This window comes from Thermoclostridium stercorarium subsp. stercorarium DSM 8532, from assembly GCF_000331995.1.
In the GTDB taxonomy this organism is placed as follows: Bacteria; Bacillota; Clostridia; order DSM-8532; family DSM-8532; genus Thermoclostridium; species Thermoclostridium stercorarium.
This window is the reverse complement of record NC_020134.1, coordinates 519961-539545: the sequence shown is the minus strand read 5'-3', so window position 1 is coordinate 539545 and position 19585 is coordinate 519961. Positions and strand designations below refer to the sequence as shown.

The 19585-nt window shown below is 44.1% G+C and carries 13 protein-coding genes; 2 read left to right on the top strand and 11 right to left on the bottom strand.

Annotation, left to right across the window (positions count from 1 at the left end; all coding sequences use genetic code 11):
• Positions 1-22: 22 nt before the first annotated feature.
• Positions 23-1522, bottom strand: a complete 1500-nt coding sequence (locus CST_RS02350; RefSeq protein ID WP_015358218.1) for an ABC transporter substrate-binding protein — start codon at positions 1520-1522, stop codon at positions 23-25.
• A 332-nt stretch (positions 1523-1854) separates the two neighbouring features.
• Here CST_RS02350 and CST_RS02345 point away from each other — a divergent pair, with 332 nt between their 5' ends.
• Positions 1855-3216 carry a FapA family protein gene (locus CST_RS02345; RefSeq protein WP_015358217.1) on the top strand — a complete coding sequence of 454 codons (1362 nt, stop codon included), beginning with the start codon at positions 1855-1857 and terminating at the stop codon, positions 3214-3216.
• Between the two features lie 5 nt (positions 3217-3221).
• Here CST_RS02345 and CST_RS02340 read toward each other — a convergent pair whose 3' ends face one another.
• The 9 genes from CST_RS02340 to CST_RS02300 all read right to left on the bottom strand — a co-directional run bounded on the left by CST_RS02340 (position 3222) and on the right by CST_RS02300 (position 17371).
• Positions 3222-4454, bottom strand: coding sequence for a C40 family peptidase (locus CST_RS02340; protein WP_015358216.1), 1233 nt, complete (start codon positions 4452-4454; stop codon positions 3222-3224).
• Between the two features lie 240 nt (positions 4455-4694).
• The gene (locus CST_RS02335) at positions 4695-6380 is read right to left on the bottom strand and encodes an extracellular solute-binding protein (protein WP_015358215.1); all 1686 of its coding nucleotides are present in this window, start codon (positions 6378-6380) and stop codon (positions 4695-4697) included.
• 195 nt (positions 6381-6575) lie between these two features.
• Positions 6576-8642 (bottom strand): glycoside hydrolase family 65, encoded by a 2067-nt coding sequence (locus CST_RS02330; protein ID WP_015358214.1) that lies wholly within the window; start codon positions 8640-8642, stop codon positions 6576-6578.
• 21 nt (positions 8643-8663) lie between these two features.
• The gene (locus CST_RS02325) at positions 8664-10157 is read right to left on the bottom strand and encodes a glycoside hydrolase family 43 protein (RefSeq protein ID WP_015358213.1); all 1494 of its coding nucleotides are present in this window, start codon (positions 10155-10157) and stop codon (positions 8664-8666) included.
• Between the two features lie 132 nt (positions 10158-10289).
• A complete protein-coding gene (locus CST_RS02320; protein WP_015358211.1) occupies positions 10290-11177 on the bottom strand; it encodes a carbohydrate ABC transporter permease in 888 nt (295 codons plus the stop codon).
• Between the two features lie 17 nt (positions 11178-11194).
• A complete protein-coding gene (locus CST_RS02315) occupies positions 11195-12097 on the bottom strand; it encodes an ABC transporter permease (protein ID WP_015358210.1) in 903 nt (300 codons plus the stop codon).
• Positions 12098-12296: 199 nt separating this feature from the next.
• Entirely contained in the window at positions 12297-13961 is a 1665-nt protein-coding gene (locus CST_RS02310) for a response regulator transcription factor (RefSeq protein ID WP_015358209.1), read from the bottom strand.
• Positions 13962-13982: 21 nt separating this feature from the next.
• Positions 13983-15728, bottom strand: a complete 1746-nt coding sequence (locus CST_RS02305; protein WP_015358208.1) for a sensor histidine kinase — start codon at positions 15726-15728, stop codon at positions 13983-13985.
• Positions 15729-15856: 128 nt separating this feature from the next.
• A complete protein-coding gene (locus CST_RS02300; protein ID WP_237266365.1) occupies positions 15857-17371 on the bottom strand; it encodes an endo-1,4-beta-xylanase in 1515 nt (504 codons plus the stop codon).
• A 463-nt stretch (positions 17372-17834) separates the two neighbouring features.
• Between CST_RS02300 and CST_RS02295 the strand changes: the two genes are divergently transcribed.
• Positions 17835-18506 carry a hypothetical protein gene (locus CST_RS02295; RefSeq protein ID WP_015358206.1) on the top strand — a complete coding sequence of 224 codons (672 nt, stop codon included), beginning with the start codon at positions 17835-17837 and terminating at the stop codon, positions 18504-18506.
• A gap of 4 nt (positions 18507-18510) precedes the next feature.
• On the opposite strand, the gene CST_RS02290 is transcribed toward CST_RS02295, so the two are convergent.
• Positions 18511-19563, bottom strand: a complete 1053-nt coding sequence (locus CST_RS02290) for a DUF4236 domain-containing protein (protein ID WP_015358205.1) — start codon at positions 19561-19563, stop codon at positions 18511-18513.
• Positions 19564-19585 lie beyond the last annotated feature (22 nt).

Here is a 19585-nt window from a genome sequence, read left to right as displayed (position 1 = left end):
TCAATCAGGATAAATAGAATGCTCATTTAAACGGATTTAAAGCTGCTTCATCGCGTATTGCCTGATCCAGCAGTTCCTGGGCTTTTGGCTGCACACTCTTGCAGTATTCGCTTACACTCATCGGTTTAACGCCTTTGTCAATGCCTTCATAATAACTCCATACACTGTCAACACCCGAAATAAACCCTTCAGTATGCCAGATCGCATTGAAAGTGAGAGATGTCGGAACACGGCGTCCGTTCTTTCCTTCAAGCATCCTTATAAATATTTCACGGGATTCAGGGAAATAGGAATCATCCGTAAGGTATTCCCCTTTTGCCATGGATACTATATTAGGCACCTGGCCTCCCCTTTTGGCAAGGAAACGCTGTACCTCCTCATCCGCAGAAAGAACATAGGCCAGTTCTGCAGCAAGCTTCTGATTTTTTGACTGTTTTGAAACACAGTAGCCAACTGAATCGATGCGACCAAACCATTTATCCTGTCTTTCTTCAATAGACAGGTCGGCATATCTGTCACTTATCGGCCACGGCGCAAGATCAAAATCAAACCATGATTTACCGGGATTGATACTCTCGTCGTCTTCAATCGCCTGGAAAGCCCCGACGTCCCATGTCCCGCACGGGAAATATGCAACACGTCCCGCCAGAAACTTCATATAACCGGTGACTTCATCGGTTGAAAGGCCCGAGCCGCCCATTTCAACTATTTTCATAAAGCCTTCATAACCTTCAATAAACTCAGGGGTATCGAAAAGAACCTTTGTTGCATCTTCATTAAGATAATCTCCGCCGGCTCCCCAAATAAAAGGCTGCAAGCAGAAATCCTCCCAAAGATGTGTTCCGTAAACCTGTTTTGAGCCTGCGGTTTCGGGAAGGGTGGGATCTTCAAAGGTAAGTGTCTTGCACAAAATCGCGAATTCGGTAAATGTATAAACAGGAAGGTTTCCGTTTTCGTCTATTTCAGGGAAGAAAGGCAGTATTCCCTTCTCTACCAGTTCTTCAATCTGCGGACGGCGCTTTTCAATAATTGCCTTATTGACGGTCATCGGCACAGCCGAAAAATCTTTCGGCAAAGCCCATAATTTGCCCTCTCCGAGCTTATCGTTTTCAACGTCATACCTGTACAGGTTCAGCGCCACAGGCCAGATTTTGTCCAGCGAAGAAACGTCAAGCAAATCGTCAAGAGGAACTATTTTATCAGCCCATACACGCCTTTTTATATCCCCAAGGCCGAGATAAAAAACATCAGGTGCCGCATTGGCCGTCAGCGCTGCTTCAAGTTCAGGCCAGTACTGATCCCCGGCTACCTGGAAATTGACTGTACAATTATACTTTTCTTCAAACCTGGAAATAACTTCCCTGTACATTGCCTGCTCATGTTCTTGAGCAAAAACCGATACGTTCAGTACTGGCTTGTCCTCCTTTGAATTGCTTACATCAGTCTTTTCGGTCTTACCACAGCCCGCGAAAAGCAATGCTGCCATGAAAATTGATAATGTCAGAGCTATAAGTTTTTTCATAAATTTCACCCCTTTTTATTTAAAAAATTTATATTAATCTGAAATTTATAAATTTCTTAATTAATTTAATATTTTCTTAAATTTGCTGTCAGCAGAATAATATCATTACTGACACAGGTTGTCAACATCTGTTTTGTATATTTATTACATGTAATTCCGGTACAATTTATTATATTTTTAGTAATTCTACACGATTTACAGCAGTGTAATTGTTTTTTCGGTACACCTCTGCTGCACATGGACAAAAAACATGACAAAATTGTGGTATAGGTTTTGCATTTATGATTAAAAAATTTCATTCCGAGGTATAAAATATATAAGGGGGTAGCGTTATGATCTCCGTCAATATATGTAACAATGCGCTTGAAGCTTATATTACACTTCATTATCTTCCCGAAGATTACAAGAACAATCGCGGCAAACTAACAGAAGCCATTCAGTCTGCGCTGAAAAAGGCAAACGTCAATTACGGGATAATGTACGAAGTACTTAACGGAGAATTGCCTTTAAACACCCCGATCTTGATTGCAAAAGGCAAACCTCCCGTCCACGGAACCGATTCGGAGATCAGAATGTTTCAAATTCCAGAACCCAAACCACTTCTAATTGACAATGACCGGGTAAATCATTACGAACTCAATTTAATCCATCACGTTAAAGCCGGCGACTGGCTGGGGGAAAGAATTGATCCCAAACCCGGCATTCCCGGTATAGACGTACATGGTAATGAAATCAAGCCCGATGAAGGCATTCTTTATCCCCTTCTTTATGATCAGAATTCGGTATTGCAGGTAAGAACCGAAGGCAAAGACGTTTTATACGCCCTTAAAGACGGCGCGGTGCATTACGTCGGAGATACCATCGCCGTTTATGATGTTCTCGAAGTCAACGGTGATGTGGATTTTAACACCGGAAACATAGACTTTAACGGGTATGTTAACATTAAAGGCACAGTGGAAGACAATTTCGTTGTAAAATCAACCAAAGACATAGAAATAGAAAGTGAATACGGCATCGGAGGAGTTAAACTCATTGAGAGTACCGAAGGCAGTATATACATCCGCGGCGGAGTTGCCGGTAAAGGCAAAGCTAAAATAATATGTAAGGGAAACCTTTACGCCAAATTCATATCAGACGCCGAAGTGATATGTGAAGGCTCGGTTTTCGCAGGCTTTTATATCAGGAACTCCAGTATCCGCGCAAAACAGGTCATAGTGGAATCGGGCAGGGGGCAAATTGTAGGCGGAAATATTGACGCCGATATAAAGGTAGAATGTGCGGATATAGGCAACCGCATGGAAAAAAGAACACTCATTAATATCCGCGGATTTGACAGAGAGTCACTCACCGACGAGATGAATGATCTTTCAGACACCATCCATTCAAGGAAAAAGCAGCTGAACGCTCTAAAGGAAAAACTGAGGTCGCTGAACATGAACGCTGAGAAAAGCAGAAATGAAATAAAGAAAATCCAGCAGGAAATATTCGGCATGCAGGAAGAGATAAAAAAACTTGAAAAACAGTATACTGATATTTCCGGTTATTTAAAAACCCCGGGTAACGGGGCTTTGGTGGTGAAAAATTATGTTTATCCCAAAGTGAGGGTTACAATACAGAACCAGGTTCTGGAGATAATGAAGACCGAATACAGGCCTACTTATGTTTTAAAAGAAGGCCTGATTCAAGCCATATAACCGGGCTATTTAATGACTCTCCTGATACCGATCAGTCTTTCTCCGTATTTCGACAACGTTGTTATCACAACCTTGCCTTTACCCGAAGAAGCATGGATGAACTTATCGTTTCCGATATAAATCCCGACATGGCCGATACGGTTTGAACCGTTAACGTCAAATAAAAGTATGTCGCCGGGTTTAATATTCTCCCTTGAAACCTTGGTTCCTACACCTGAGTACTCATATGACGTTCTTGGCAATTTAATGTTAAACTTTTTAAATACATACTGGGTAAACCCTGAACAGTCAAAGCCGTTCGGAGACGACCCTCCGTATACATATTTGACGCCCAGAAATTGCTTGGCGTATTCAATTATTTTATTCGCAAGGTCGGCGTTATAGGACTGCCCTGCCGACGCTGAACGGGACGCAAGCACAACCTCGTCACCCAGGTATTCCTTCCAAACATACCCTTCTTTGCCGTCCCCCGTCAAAATCCTTACAAAATTATTGTCAGCTTCGAATACCTGTACTTTGTTACCAAACGGTAACGTGCCAAGAATTTCGGTTTCAGTACTGGGGCCTTTCCGCAAATTAAGGGAATTCACAATAACGTATTTGTAAACGGGCGGCGCTGTATCCGAAAGGTATTCCGCAAAAACATATCCCTCCACATTGTCATCGGTAATTATTTTAACCCATTCCCTGTCACCGCCGACGCACCGGACACGTGTAGCTTTCGACAGCATGGTTATTTTTTCGGACTCGGTGCTGGGACCGCTTCTGACATTAAGCAGACTAACATTAACATATTTATATACAGGCTGGGGTTCCTCAGCTTTTTGTTTTTGTTCCTGCTCTGCATTTGCCTCCGCCTGCGTGACAGAATGTTCATTCTCCTGCACTGCGGAGTTGTCGGCCGCCTGGTTTACCGTTTCGGTTCCCTCACCGTCTTCGGTGATATCGGAACAGATCTGCATGCTGTTTTCGGCCATTTCAGCTTCATCTGAACCCGAAATATCGTTTAGATCCAGAGTAATGTTTTCAGAAGAAACTTTGTAAGAATCTTCTGACGAGTAGGAAGTAATACCGGCTTCATCATTGCTCCTGTTTTCGGTTTCTTTTCCGGTTACCGATTGTATTGCAGTGCTTCCGGCATTTCTGATACCAACTGAAGTATACGCTACGGTTGTTGTCACAATCATCAGCCCTGCCAGAATCTCTGCACACCGTTTAAGCAGGTTTGATTTATCCATTGTTCCTCCTGTTTCGGCTTTTTAACACCGCTTTACACATTCTACATAAATTTTCCCTCTGTTACTGGGGCTGTATGTTCATTTTGTACATACTCCATTTTAACATCATATTCTTTCTCGTACAAGTATTCTATGAAAATTTGAGAATTTCCGTTCTCTTATAGCCGGTATTTCCCGGATTAAAAGCTCAAAAAAACGGGCCTGCCGCAAACAAGCCCGCCATCCCGGTCTTAAAAAGTATTATTTTACCGTTCCATACCATTCATTTATTTCCTTGGTGATCTGGTCCCCGCCAAGCTTCTTCCAGTCTTCAACAAACTTATCGAACAAATCTATTGAGTCTCCCATAATGATCTTTGTAAACACTTCTTCTTCCATGGCTTCAAGGGTTGCACTCCTTTCAACCATTGTAGGAGTGGCTGAACCATAGAACTTATCGTACAGGTAATTTTCAGACTTAACATATTTGTCAATAATATCAAAGCTGCCGGGTGTACCGAAAATATGCGCGTCACCGTAGTAGCTTCTGTCTCCGGCCTCATACAGCTTGATTCTGTCATAATATCCCTGTTCTTCGGCATTGAGGATTGACGTATCTCCGGTTGTAAGAGCCTTAACCACGTTATAATGAGCGGTAAGGTTTTTCTTTGCCGGTTCGTATCCAAGTACCTGATACTGCCATACGGCAATTCCGTTTTCGTCATGGCTCAGCTTGTTTGACCATTCATCGGCCTTTTCCTTGCTGTCGCGCGCATATCCCGCTGAACCTGCTTCAACCAGCTTCATTATTGCCTCAGGATGTTCATAGTCTGCATTAACGGCATAGTACCTGTTTACAGGCATTTTAGTGATCGGCATCGCAGGATCGCTGTCTGCCGAAACCAGTTCGAGCGCCACCCATTCTGCATTGGGATCATTTTCGGCATTAAACTTCAGAATTGCACCGGGAGTTGACATACCGCCGTACATAACTCCTATTTTCCCCGCAGCTATAGATTCCTGAACCTTGTTTCTGTCCTTTACTCCAAACTCGGGATCTATCATGCCTTCCTTGTAGAGCCTCTGCAATTCAAGCAAAGCTGTCTTTACTTCAGGCTGAATGCTTCCGTAAACTATATCCCCGTTTTCGTTTTCAATCCACCTTCTTACATATGCGTGATAACCAGCAAAAAATCCGGTAGCCCCGAAGTGGTTGTCCTTAATAAAGTTCTTTGTAAGGCCCAGTCCGTAAGTGTCGTCTTTTCCGTTCCGGTCTGGGTCATTCTTTGTGAACGCCTCTATAACCTCAAGCAGTTCTTGCATTGTTGTAGGCACTTCCAGGCCGAGGTTCTCAAGCCAGTCGGTCCTTACATACAAAATCTGCAGTGAGTCTATTGCTGAACCTGTATGAGGTATAGCGTACAGCTTTCCGTTTACCTTGGCTGTGTTAAAACTGGTAATATCCTGTTCAAGGATGCTTTTTGTAAACTCGGAAGTCCTTGTTTGATAAAGCTCGGTTAAATCATACAGCATTCCGTCGTTTGCAAGCTCGATAAGGTTCTTGTTGTTAAGCCACATTAAGTCGGGCAGATTTCCCGAAGCTATTGCAATGTTCATTTTCTGCTCGAACTGTTCTTCGGGAACAACCCAGTCATATTTCAGATTAATTCCGAAAACTTCCCGGTAGTAGTCTATCCAGATATTGTTTTCAATATCGTCGCCTTCTTTAAACTGTATGCCGTTATTCAAAAACCTCCATGCAGTCATTTCAATCGGCGGATCGTACTTTGCAAGAAGATTATCGGATTCTGCCGGCGTCGGTGTCACCGTTGCATTTGTGTTGCCTCCGGGGGTATTGGTTCCTCTTTCTCCGCAGGCTGCCATTGACAACACCATCATAATAACGACAGCGAATACCGAAATTCTCTTTATCGTATTAATTTTCATAGTCCTCCTCCTAATCATCCGCATTGCCATATTGAATGAGATCTCATTTATTTCAATTATATTTCCGCCGAAAATTGCGAACAATTATCATCTCTTTACTTCAAAATCATTTCTTTACATATTGAAGCGCAAACAAAAAACAGCGGCTTCTGTTTGCCGCTGTTTTGCCGTAATCGGGGAATTTACCGGAAAGAACTACAGCATGGGATTTATTCCTTCCCATTCCACTTTCCACGTGCCGTCTTTAGGAAAACCGGGAAGTATTTCCTTACAGCCTCTCCAACCTGCCGTCATCATTGCAACGGCTGTAAGCAGCCCACCGTTTCCGGGGAGATATATCGGAAGATCCTCCCTCGTAGCCTGTTTGTTATGCCCATTTGGAAGATATACATTTTTGGGCGAATCATACAACAATGCATCCAAAGCCAAATCGGGCCGCCCAAGCCTTGCGGCGGTCATAGCCATCATTGGGAAATCCCATCCCCATACATTCTCCATCTGCCAGCTGTCCATGACCTTCAGAAGAGTATTCAGCATTATTTTCGGATCGGCTTTTGTCCCCGGAAGTATTCCCAATGCCCCAAGCATTGAAGGATGATCCCTGTTAAACAGTGTAAAGGTATCAGGGCAGTTCTCATGGGCAAGGTATAAATTGTCCTTTACGGGTAATTCCGCCAGATTATTCACTACGTCCTCCCATTTTGTATTAATATCAAGGCCAAGCCTTTTTCTCCATTCATTGGCTGTTTTTAAGCCAAAGACCCAGTATTCCAGTTCAAAAGTCGGGTTCAGCGTAACGCGGGGGTCATGATTTTCCTGAGCAGGTATTAATGCGGGGCCAAGGACATATCTATTGTTCTTACCGTCATATGCGGCATAGGATGCCATGAATTCCGCCGTCTCAAACACTATATCCTTATATTTTTCCAGCGTTTCACGGTATGGTTTGACACTGTAGAGAAGCTCGGCATAATAAATCGGATGCGGCTGCTGCCAGATGAGAAGCGGACCTATCGGCGACGGGCTGTCGTATCCTTCCGGAGAGGTCATCTTGGGCCATCTGGCACCTTTGTATCCCTGGGATTCCGCCAGTTCTTTTGCCCTGTCCAGGATTGAACCATACCACCACAGGCTTTTTTCAAACAGCTCAGGCCTGCCCCACAGGACAAAATGCACACCGTGCCACCAGTGCATTTCAAGGTGGAATTTTCCGTACCAGCTGTTGAACGTAAGGCCGGTTTCCTGCGGCGGAAGCGAGCCTGCGCATTGAATGGCGGTAAGATACATGGAAAGGATAACCCTTCTTTCAAGCTCTCCGGCACGTTTGTCGGTACTTCCGCCGAAATCAATCATGCCGCCGCCATTCCAGAAATCCTGCCAGTGTTTCCTGCTTTCATTAAAAATGTCATGGCATAAAGGCAGTTCTTCCGTTATTTCTGCCGGTGAAAAGCAACATGAAAATTCCAGTTCATCCCGTTCGGACACATTCCTTATCACAAAACTGTTTCTGCCCGTCCTCTCTATTATAGCGCCTTCAGAACAGACTATTTTTACAAAATACTGATCCCTGTCCAGCCTCCTGCGCAGATAAATAAAACTTTGCCCTGAATCCATGATTTCGGTGTAGTGTTTTTCGTCGTTTTTCCAGTCCGCCGCCGTTTTAGCCGCTGAACCGTACGGGAACCGTACTTTTATGCCAAGCCTTTTACGGCCAAGCAGCCCGGACCTGATCCTGAACGCAAGAATGTCCTTTTTCGGGTGGCAGCAGGCTTCGGTTTCCACTTCAAAACCCTGAACGGTAAACGTACTTTGCATTATACCGCTCCACAAGTCAAGCATATGGCGCGGATTTTCTATATCCCAGACGGTTACCGGGCTTAAATCCTCCTTTTTTATATCAAGCCCTATTTGCCCCAGATGCAGGCGGTGGGGATTTTGCCTTAACCAGTTATAAACCTTTTCCTGACCTTTACCCGATGTATTATATCCCACACTTCTGCCGTTGGCTTCATAAATCTCCTTTCTCAAATCGTTTAATGAATAAGCCCCGCTTTCATTGTCAGCAGGCTCTGTATGCCAACCCCACTGGGACTGGGTGCACAGCGGTATGCCATTTTCATAAAACTCGGGGAAAGTCTGAAGTCCGGTGATATCGGCCGTAAAGGCAAATTCCCCGTTTCCCACCGATAGCGGTGAAAAGGGATCTATCCGGGTTATCACCGGATTATGTCTGGTAACCACGTTATACCTGTCGACAGCCATAAGCGCCCTCCATAAATCTTTTTATTCAAATTCATATCTGAACCAGTTGAAATCGGCTCTTCCGCCGTCCATCACAGTGTTATAGCTGAAAAGTGCGATTCTGGCACCTTTCCAGAATCCCGCCTCCAGCCTGCACGGCCCACCAAGCTGTATAAAGTTTTCATTGTCCGTGCTGAAATAAAATTGAGTTATTCCGTTCAAATCAATTTCGGCCCTAAACCATACATTTGGAGTTTCAATTTCAGGGCCGTGGTATCTTATTCCCGCGGTAACGGCTTTGATATACGAAGATTCACCCTCCCTCACAATACCAATCCAATTTTCCTGTGTTCCGCCGAGAAACGCCAGGCCTGCCCTCTGCCCGTTTTTAAGATTTTCTGTATTAAGTTCGGTCGTGGCCGTTCCCTTTTCACCGATAAGTTTCTGAGTCAGGGTATTCCTTGCCTTCAGCAGACTTTCCGCATACATCGCTTCCAGCGTCAGATATCCCGGACGTTTTGAAAGGGACCACCGTTCATTAACCGGGTTGTGGTTCCACTGCCACTGAAGGCCGAGCTCAGGGCCGTCGAACTCATCCGACGTCTGAGGAAATGTCCTTTCGTATTCCTTTCCTGCGCGGGGTTTTCGGTAAACAGTAACCGGTTCTCCGTCACAACCCATCAGAGGCCAGTTATCCACCCATGTTACCGGCTGAAGATGGCAAACACGCCCAAGTATTCCCGTGTCCTGAAAATGCATAAACCATGATTCACCGTTTTCCAGCTCAACAAGGGCTCCCTGGTGGGGTCCGTTTATATTCGTATTTCCAGTTTGCAGTACCACTTTTCTCTCATACGGCCCATAGATGCTTTTTGACCGCAGCACGGTCTGCCATCCCGTTTTTACTCCTCCTTCGGGAATAATTAAATAATAATATCCGTTTCTTTTATATATCTTTGTCCCTTCGGCGATTTTCCCGACATAAACTATAACTCCGTCATCGAGGAGCTTTGTCCCGTCAGGACTCATTTTATGGATAATTATCGGTCCCGCACCTACGGTACTGTGTCCGAGATAAGCATTCCCGTCGTCATCCCAGAACGGGCACGGGTCTTCCCAGCCGGCAGCACGCACCACCTCATGCAAAGGACTCCATGGCCCCGCAGGGTCGGTCGCAGTACTCATAAACAGTCCTTCATCAGGCGTGCAGAAATACACGTAAAACCTGCCGTTGTGATATCTTATTGCCGGCGCCCAGCTGCCCTTTGCATAGCCTTCCATATTGTCGTATTTCGGATCATGCTTTAACGAATCATAAACCCTGCCTATAATGGTCCAGTTGACCAGATCCTTTGAATGCAAAACCGGCATGCCCATATAGTGAAATTCCGAGCACACCATGTAAAAATCGCCGCCCACACGGATAACATCGGGATCTGAATAGTCGGAATTCAAAACCGGATTTCTATAAAAACCGTTTCCCAGATCCCCCCATTTGCGTACGGCTGATTTATAATGTTTGTTGTCAGGCTGCATAATTACTCCTCCTGCCTCATATATTTCTGATTATAATATAACAGGACAAAATACAACAGTACACCTGTATCCACACTTTCACCTAAATTAAAACCCCACGGAATATGAATAAACCGCGGGGTGTTTGTGTAATCATCCCTTAACACTTCCCATAACAAGCCCCTTCATGAAATATTTCTGCAGGAAGGGGTAAACCGCGAGTATCGGTGCCGCACCCAGGAACACCTGAGCTGATTTGAAAGTACGCTCCGACACTTCTTTCAGGTTTGCCAGTTCCTCTGAAGAAGTCTGATACTGGCTTATGTCCGGATTAATAAGAATTGTACGCAAATATGTCTGCAGCGGCCAGTTTTTGGGCCTGTTCATATATATCATCCCGTCAAACCATCCGTTCCAGTGACCGACAAGTACAAACAGCGAAATAGTCGCCAGCGAAGGCAGCGACAGCGGCAGATATATCCTGAACAGCGTGGTCCAGTGGCTTGCACCGTCTATATATGCCGCTTCTTCTATTTCTTTCGGGAGTTCCCTGAAAAAGTTCATAAGAAGAATGACATTGAACACAGGCACCGCCCCGGGAAGAACCAAAGCCCATACCGTGTCCAGAAGGCCAAGTTTACGAACGGTTACAAACGTGGGTATCAGCCCGCCGCTGAACATCATAGTTATGATGAAAAACCACGCATAAACATTTCTCGCCCTGAAATCCGACCTGTCCTTCGACAGCGGATACGCAACCGATATTGTCATAACCATGTTTACAATATAACCCAGCGTAACCCTTTTAAGAGAAACCAGGAACGACTGCAGAAACTCACGTTTGCTGAGGGCATATTTGTACGACGCCAGGGTAAAATCCACCGGCCAAAGTTTAACACTGCCCGTTGCAGCGGCAGTGCTGGAACTGAATGATACTGCGAGCACGTTGATCATCGGAACCAAACATGCGAACGCGGTAAATGACAGTATTATATAATTAAAAATTGCAAATATTTTCTCACCGGTCGTTCTTTTCAACATTCCTTATCCCTCCTCCGTCAGAACACTCTGTAGCCTGCATATTTGTTGGCAAGTTTGTTCGATATAACAACCAGAACAAAGGATATCGCCGATTTGAACAATCCAACTGCAGCCGAAACACTGAACTGTGCCTCTACCATACCAATTCTGTAAACCAGCGTGTCTATAATGTCACCTGTACTGTAAACAGACGGACTGTAAAGATTGAACACCTGATCAAATCCTGCATTCAGAACATTACCAAGGCTTAAAACGGTCATAAGCGTAACAATCGGTAGGATTCCGGGTAATGTTATATGCCATGTCTGTTTCAGCCTTCCGGCACCGTCAACAACTGCAGCCTCATACAGTGTAGGATCTATTGATGTCAATGCCGCAAGGTATACAATAGTATTATATCCGAACTCTTTCCATGTGTTTGTAAGAACAAGCGTGAACGGGAACCATTTCGCATCTCCGAGGAAATAGACGGGCTTGACCCCGAACAGTCCGAGAAATTCATTGACTATACCGCTCGTAGGGGATAATACGTCAATTAAAATTCCTCCAAGTATAACCCACGACAGAAAATGCGGAAAATATATTATTGTCTGAATGGTTCGTTTAAACGCCTCTTTTCTGATTTCATTCAAAAGAAGCGCGAAAATAATAGGCACAATCAGGTTGGCAATTATTTTCATAACCGCAATAAAAACGGTATTGCGGATTACCGTCCATATATTCGGCATGCTGAAAATATACCTGAAATTATCCATACCAACCCATTTGGATCCAAAAAAACCTTTCGCAGGCACAAACTTCTGGAACGCCATAATAATTCCGAACATCGGTATATAGTTAAAAATAAACACTGCGATAACTCCGGGTATCATCAGTATATGGAGCGGTAATTCCCTTACCCATTTCTTCCTGCCCGCCATTTTATTCCTTCCTTCCTAATAAGCTGCTGCTTTTATATTCAAATTCATGCTGATAAGCCATGTCCGTTACGTAAAAAAATTATAGACCCCGGCCTGCCCGCATACAATAATCATCTCTTTACTTTCAATTCATCTTTTTACTTCGCATGCCTTTATGGCTTAGGAAAACACACTGCCCACACTGAAAAAACAATACAATTTATGCTTTGTCTTTATGTCTGCCGATTACAAAATCCCTGTATTCCTGAGGTGTCATGTTGGTCATCTTTTTAAAGAAACGGGTGAAATTGGCCGCAGTGCCATAACCGAGGGCCTCGGCAACAGTGTTTATTTTGACGTCCGGGTTTCCAAGCATCTGTTTTGCCTTTTTCACACGTATATCACTGATATAATCCGATATATTCATACCCGTAACCTGCTTGAACAGCCTTGACAGGTACGACGGATTGAAATGTACCAGATCGGCGAGGCGGATTAAAGTAAGCTCATCCTGAATATGTATGTTGTCATTTATATGCTTCTGAATAAAACCGACAACATCTTGGGCCCGCTTTTCCCTTTCCTGCCGCTGAATGTCAAACAGTATCGAACCAAGCCTGTACAGATAATTCACCGCATCATCCCAGGATTCATGTTCGTCAATTCTCATAAGTTTGTGAATGCCTATTCTGAACGCAACTTTCCCCAAAATATTCCATCTGTTTATATACGACAGGACTACCAAAGCAATTGAAACATACTGCTCAAGGGCGACAATATTATGCATGCTTCTTACCGTTCTCAAGTTCCGGGTAAGCTCTTCCATGAGCGCGAAAAAATCTTCCTCAGTTCCATATTCCAGCGTTTCGGCCAGCATTTCAAACTTCATCCTGTTAAGCGAAAGTTTCTCAACTGATTTTTCCTGTGTATCCCTTAAATCCTCCTTTATAATACCGCGTCCTGTGAGAAGTACTGCGGTGTCGTGTCCGAACCTGTAGCTTAAAACCATTTTCAGCGTATTAAACCGGTCAGGCAGTTCAATCCAGTCAGCCGGCCCGTCGTCAAGGGCAAATGACACTATTGTACCGAAAGATTCCTTGCAGGACCTTTGTATAAATTCAATGTTCCCCTTTACAAAGATGAGGCATTCCTGCCACGTGTTTTCCCCCGGCTGTATAAGCCATATCATATATGAGTTTTCATCGGTGAAATAGGCGTATTTGACGGCTGAAGACAGGAATTCGCCGGCGATAAGGCTTACATTGTATATGCGTCTGGTTATTTCGGAATACGGCAGTCCTTTGGGCAAGTCGTCCAAACGACCGACAAGCATGACCACCCTGTCGCAGGCATTGAGTTTAATTCCCAGTTCGTCAAACTGCTTCTGATTTATTTCATTTTTATAGAATCTTCCTTTGATAACACCGTTCAGAAAGTTTCCGCGAAGTAGTTCCTTTGCCGTGCCGGCCTGCTCTTCGGCTTCCTGAAGCAAAGCGTCAAGTCTTAAGCTTTTTTCTATCTCCAAAACAGCATTCCTTACTGCGCCGATCACCCTCTCATATCCCTCTGTTTTGAGGATATAGCTTACCCCTTCATACTGAATGGCGGTATATATATAATCAAACTCATTGTACCCGGTTAAAAAGATCACCCTGCACTTCGGCCACTGCCTGTGGATTTTCTCCATCAGCTGCAGTCCGTTCATCCCTGGCATCCGGATATCGGTAAGGACTATGTCGATACGGGTTTTTTTCATAAGTTCGTAAGCCTCGTCCCCGGAATAAGCCTTATATATATCCAGTTCCAAATCCTCAACGGTCTGAAATACTTCATACAAACCGTCCGCGATAATGGGCTCGTCATCCACAATAAGCAACGTATACATACCGTTTACCATCCCTTAAATTTAATATTCCCTGTACGGTACCGCAATGGTAATCCTAAACCATCCGGTTTGAATTTTATCGACGGTAAGGCCGTATTTCCGCCCAAACTTAAGCTTAAGCCTTAAGTTTATATTTTGCAGCGCGGTGACCTCTTCATCCCTTACAGTGTTTTCATCCGCCAGTTTTTGCTTAAGAAGCTCAATTTTCCCGTCGGGTATATTTTCTCCGTTATTTTCCACAATAATATGAAGTTCATCCCCGCATTTTCTGAAACTTACATTAAGTATCCCATCCCTTTTTACCGTGCTTAAGCCGTGTTCAAAGGCGTTCTCTATCAGCGGTTGCAAAATCAGTCTCGGCACCATGATATTGGAAAACTCGCGCGGCAATTCTTCAAAACATACCTTTACCCTGTTTGAAAAACGCAATGCCTGTATCTCGGTATATATTCGTGCATGTTCCACCTCCTTCTGCAGAGTTACCTCATCGGCGCCGCTCCGGGTTACAAACTGGAAATATTTCCCCAACTGTTCGGTGAACCGTTCAAGATTTTCATAATCCCCCGTCCGTGCCATCGTATTCAGTATGAAAAAGCTGTTATACAGAAAATGGGGGTTTATCTGCGACTGAAGCTGCTTCATGTTTGCCTTTTCTACGAGAAGTTTCTGTGTATACGTCTGTTCTATCAGTGCTTTCAAGTCACTGACGATTGAATTGAAATTTCGGTATATAAACCTGAATTCATCATCCACGTCGTGTTCAATGTGTATATCCAGATTTCCCCTTTTTACTTCGGCGAATGAGCTTGCCAGCCTGCTAAGCGGTTTATGGATGAATTTGTGCAAATATGTTGAATAAACTACCACGACCGTAAGTGACAATACCGTGAATACCGCAAACCATCCCTTGAAGTCATTAAGCGGTTCAAAAACGGTATTTTCAGGTATATATTTATACAATACCGACCTGAAATAGCCTGAAATTTTATATGCCACAAGATAATTGGTACCGCTGATGGATATAATTTCGGCGCGCTCAGCAGTTTCGGCCGGAATACCGCTGAAAATCCGCCGCCGTATTTCTTCGTGCAAATAAACCCCAACATCCGCATCAATCAGGTTCATGCTCTGAAAATTATAAAAAGCGGCTCCTTCATCAGGTTTGCTTTTCATTGCTTTAAGCGTCATCTCAAATTCTTCCGGTGACAGTTCCGAGACAATTAGAAATATTGGATCCTGTTCGGTTGTATACGAATAAGGATACGGAACAATAAGGTACATTGAATTGCCGGCATACACAATTGAAGCATCAGCATTCCGGGCTATGGCCTTCATTTCGCCAAACTTTTCACTGCTGAACTCCGACACGCCTGAATCGGTTATTTCTTTCTGCGCCCCTGGAATTAATACCGCCGTGGATTTAATATATTTACTGCTGTTTTTTATTGCAAACAGCCGGTTTCTGATTCTCAATACTGCGTCCCGGATTTCAATGTTTGTCAGTGTTTCTGAAATCGTAGCCATACGGTTTATATCGTTATCATTCAGAAGTTCGTACTGCAGCTTCTGAATTCGCCGGATTTCGGTTTCAAGGTTGTCAAGGTAATACGAAACCTGTGAAATCATTGAATTTGACAGTTCATTGCGCAATATTTCCAGCCCGCTGTTATACATGAATATACCAAGGCCGTAAATGGGGGCGATAATAATTACAAACGATATAATCAACCTTGACAGCAGCGAAACTTTCCATGACCTTTCAGCCATTTCATCTACCCCTGCGGCTTGTATCGGGTTTAACCCTTGATGAATATTATCATATGTAAAACTGTGGATCTTTATAGATCCACAGTTTTTATATCCGTGCACAAAACCGGGAAATATAAAAAGTATCCCTATTTACCCATGATTACTTTCTTCAGTTCCTTCAGTCTGAAATACATTTCGCGGGGTACATTGTCCTCAAACAGGAACGGGGATGTTTTCATGAAACCCGGATCGGCAAAATCCCACCACGTCAGGGCTTTAATTTCAGGTCTTGCCGCCGCCATTGTGTAGAACTGCTCCGCCCAGTTGGCCTGGACATGTTCATCCCACGGCGCATGCCAAACTCCTTTTGTCAGGCCTATCTGCGACTGTGGCTCGGCCGTTTCCACATTATCCCGTTCGCCGCGTGCCGGACCGCCCGGAACCCCCATTTCAGTAATATGAACCGGCTTACCGAACCGCGCATATTCGTCCAGAATTCTGCTGATCGCCACCATATCCCTGGCCGGGAAATACATCTGTACACCTACCACGTCAAAATCAACACCTTTTTCAACCGCCCTTTCAAAGAAGGTCAGCGGAGATACAGGCCGTTCAAAAACCGGACCGTAACATACAAATTTACCCGCCACATATTCCGCAAAAGGCAGGCAGACATTTATAACCGAAATGGCATCAGGATTGCTTTCACGGACTGTTTCACAGCAAATACGTGTCATTTCCATAAGCTGTTCCTGCGAAAACTCAAAACAATTCGCCCAGTCATGGGGTTCATTGACAGAATCCCAGATATCTATCCTGCCGCGGTATCTCGTAACGGTTTTTCTGATGAATTCTTTCGCAAACCGGGAAAGTTCGTCAAAGCTTTTTCCGAACATCCACTTCGGGTTAACCCCGCCGTGGCCGAACCACAAAGGATGCCCTTTTGCTTTTATTCCGTTTTTTTCACACCATTCCAGAATCTCGTCCCTGCGTCCATAATCAAACACCCCTTCCTCGGGCACGACCTGGTAATAGTAAAAAGGCAGCGTGGCGAAATTGAAAAGCTCAGTGAAATACCTGGCATACAGATTGTCTCCTGAATATTTGAATGCATTGCAGCCAAGAAGCATATCGGGCCTGGGATTCCGGGCAAGCCTTGCCTTTGAGGCCTCAAACAGTGCCGCTTCGGCTGCAAATATGGCATGGGAAAGGGCCTTTAACCTGCAGTAATCTCGATCTATGCCTTTTTCGGAAAGAGTTTTGTATTCGTAAGCCGCATCGAGATGTCCTTTTGCGTAAACCGAAAGCTCAATACCCTTCCCCAGCCTTTCAGCTTCATACAGGTACGTTTCCAGTGCCTCGGACACAAAATCGACAGCATCGGTGGTGTAACCCCGGCCCTGATTATGGGCCATAACCCATATATTCCCATACAGCGGAATATTCAGCCTGCAATGCAGCATATACGGCCTTTTCGTTACGTCGATCTCCACGGTCCCGTCGGGCATGATGCGGCTTCTCCTTATATCAGGCTCAAAATGAAGATCACTCGCATAAAGGGTGTTCAGCAAATATTCGGGAACAGGCTCACCGTTTGTTCCTGTGATTTTAACCTTTACCGTCAACATTACCACATCCCTTGCTTCTTGTCTTTCAGACATTTACATATTTAACCCAATGAGAAAACTTCATTCATAATTACCTGCAAAATTTAACCAAATCCGGTTAACCCGGAAATGTTTCCATAACAAGGCATTTCACAATATCGGGCATAAGAAGATAAGTCCTTACTTAATTTAATGCACACAAACATCAGCGGCCGGAATTCTGCCGCATATAAAAAACAAGTTTTATAAATGATCCAGTTAACCGTACTGTATCTTTATTATTGATAAGTTTCAACATAAAATGACTAAATTGTGTGAGAGAAAAAGAAATAAATTGTAAAGAAACAAATTTTTCGGAATAACATAAAGTTTTGTAATAACATTAACGTTGATATAAAAAATTTAGTCGCTATAATTAGAAATGGAATATTATATGGGGATTTTTGGATTTTAATCACCATTTTCCCATTTTTTTATTGCAGCCAAGAATACTACATAATAAGAATTGAGGACAAATATGGATTACATATACATAGATTTCGACGGTGGAGTTCCGCGGCTTGCATACACCGGCTGCTCCAGGTGTTCAAGCCTGATTGGGTTAAGTCTTTGCAGAACAAAAAACAGGGGTTGCTGTTATTATTCACCGAAATTCTTTCCTGTGGAAATACAAAGAATGTGCCATTCCGAAAAAGGCATGGAACTGCTGAAAAAAATAGTTGGAATGCCCAATACGGTATTGTACGACGATCATATTCTGGTTAAGGGCAGCTATGATTACATACTGCACCAAAAAATGCTGAAGGGCGGGCTTGTCCCATTGGACGGCAATGTTAATGACAGCTCGGTCTTTTTCAGGACATGCCCTTTTGTGCGTTCCGGCTCAGGTTGTACACTGCCGCCAAGATACAGGTCATATGTATGCAATTTTTTTCTTTGCCCCGAAATCCTGAACAACCCGTTATACAAAGACAGGCTGGAACCATACATCAGGGAGCGGGAAAATTACATCCGTTTTCTTGAATGGGAGAATAACCAGCTTATAATGGCAATGCGCGAGGAAGGCATCAGTATGTCAAAAAATTTCGATGCTGCCGTGGAATTTCTGAAAAACCTTGAAATATCCTGTTACGACTTTCCGGAGCTTGAGCCTGTCGTTATAGCCGACGACAGCAGCAAAGGCGCATGATAAGTCAGGAGATTCTGTCTACCGGTTTAAATCCCGCCGTTTTCAGAAATTTCATGTTGTGCTTGAAATTATTCAGGGCATCAGAAGGATCTATCAGCTCAAAATTCAGCCGTTCAAGAATTTCCCGCTCGAACAGAACCGACAGCACTGTTACATCGGCAAAATGCCCCGTTTGCGTATCCAGCCTTTTTTCAACGACATGGACATAAACCCGTTTCACCGGCAAAAGGGCAAAAATATCCCTTGCTATTCTTATTGTGCAGCTTGACACATAATCCTTCACCAGATCAAAATACGCGCTTTTTGAAAGCTCCTTCCGGGAAATTTTACCGTTTTTTGTGACATTTAACGAATATGTCGGAACGACTGCGGTATTAACCGTAAACTCCACTTCCATTGCATCAGGGTTATCGGTTCCGAATTCAAAATCGCCTCCATACTCCAGTAAATCGTTAAGAGGATTCATTTCATAAATAACATTCAGATACGCATCAATGTCACCTGCCAGTACCTGCCCTGCAAGAATATGCAGCATCTCCCACTTTTCGTAATCCTCGATGTCTTCCTTTCTGGCCTGTTCCACTGCTTTTTCAAGTTCCTTTCTCCTGTCGCCATATAATATCTTTTCAAGAAAAGACGGGTTATAGCCGCGCAGTTCCTCCAAAGCCCTCGCCTCTTTAGGTCCGATGCCTCCCGGCGTAAAGGGTTCTTTAGAAGCAAGTATTTTTTCCCAGTCTATACACTCATCACAGTTTATGTGAAGGCTTCTTAGCCTGTCTATGGTTTCGTTGTAACGCTCCAGTTCGGTTAAGCTTTCATTTGTCAGGTTTGTTATGCCCGCAGGCGGACAATATTTCTTTGTCGCTTTCTTCAGGTTATAAGTTTTAACATAGGAAATTCCCGTTCCCGGTATACCAATACTTGACGTCATTCTTCCGCTGGTATGGATGGTATGCCTCAGGCCTCTTGTTCCGAAACTTATGCTCGCGCCCGTTTTTCCGAAATTTACCCAGACTCCCTTGCAGATTTTTATGCTTTTCCTCACACGCAGCCCCATGTCCTTAACCTCCGACAAAGCT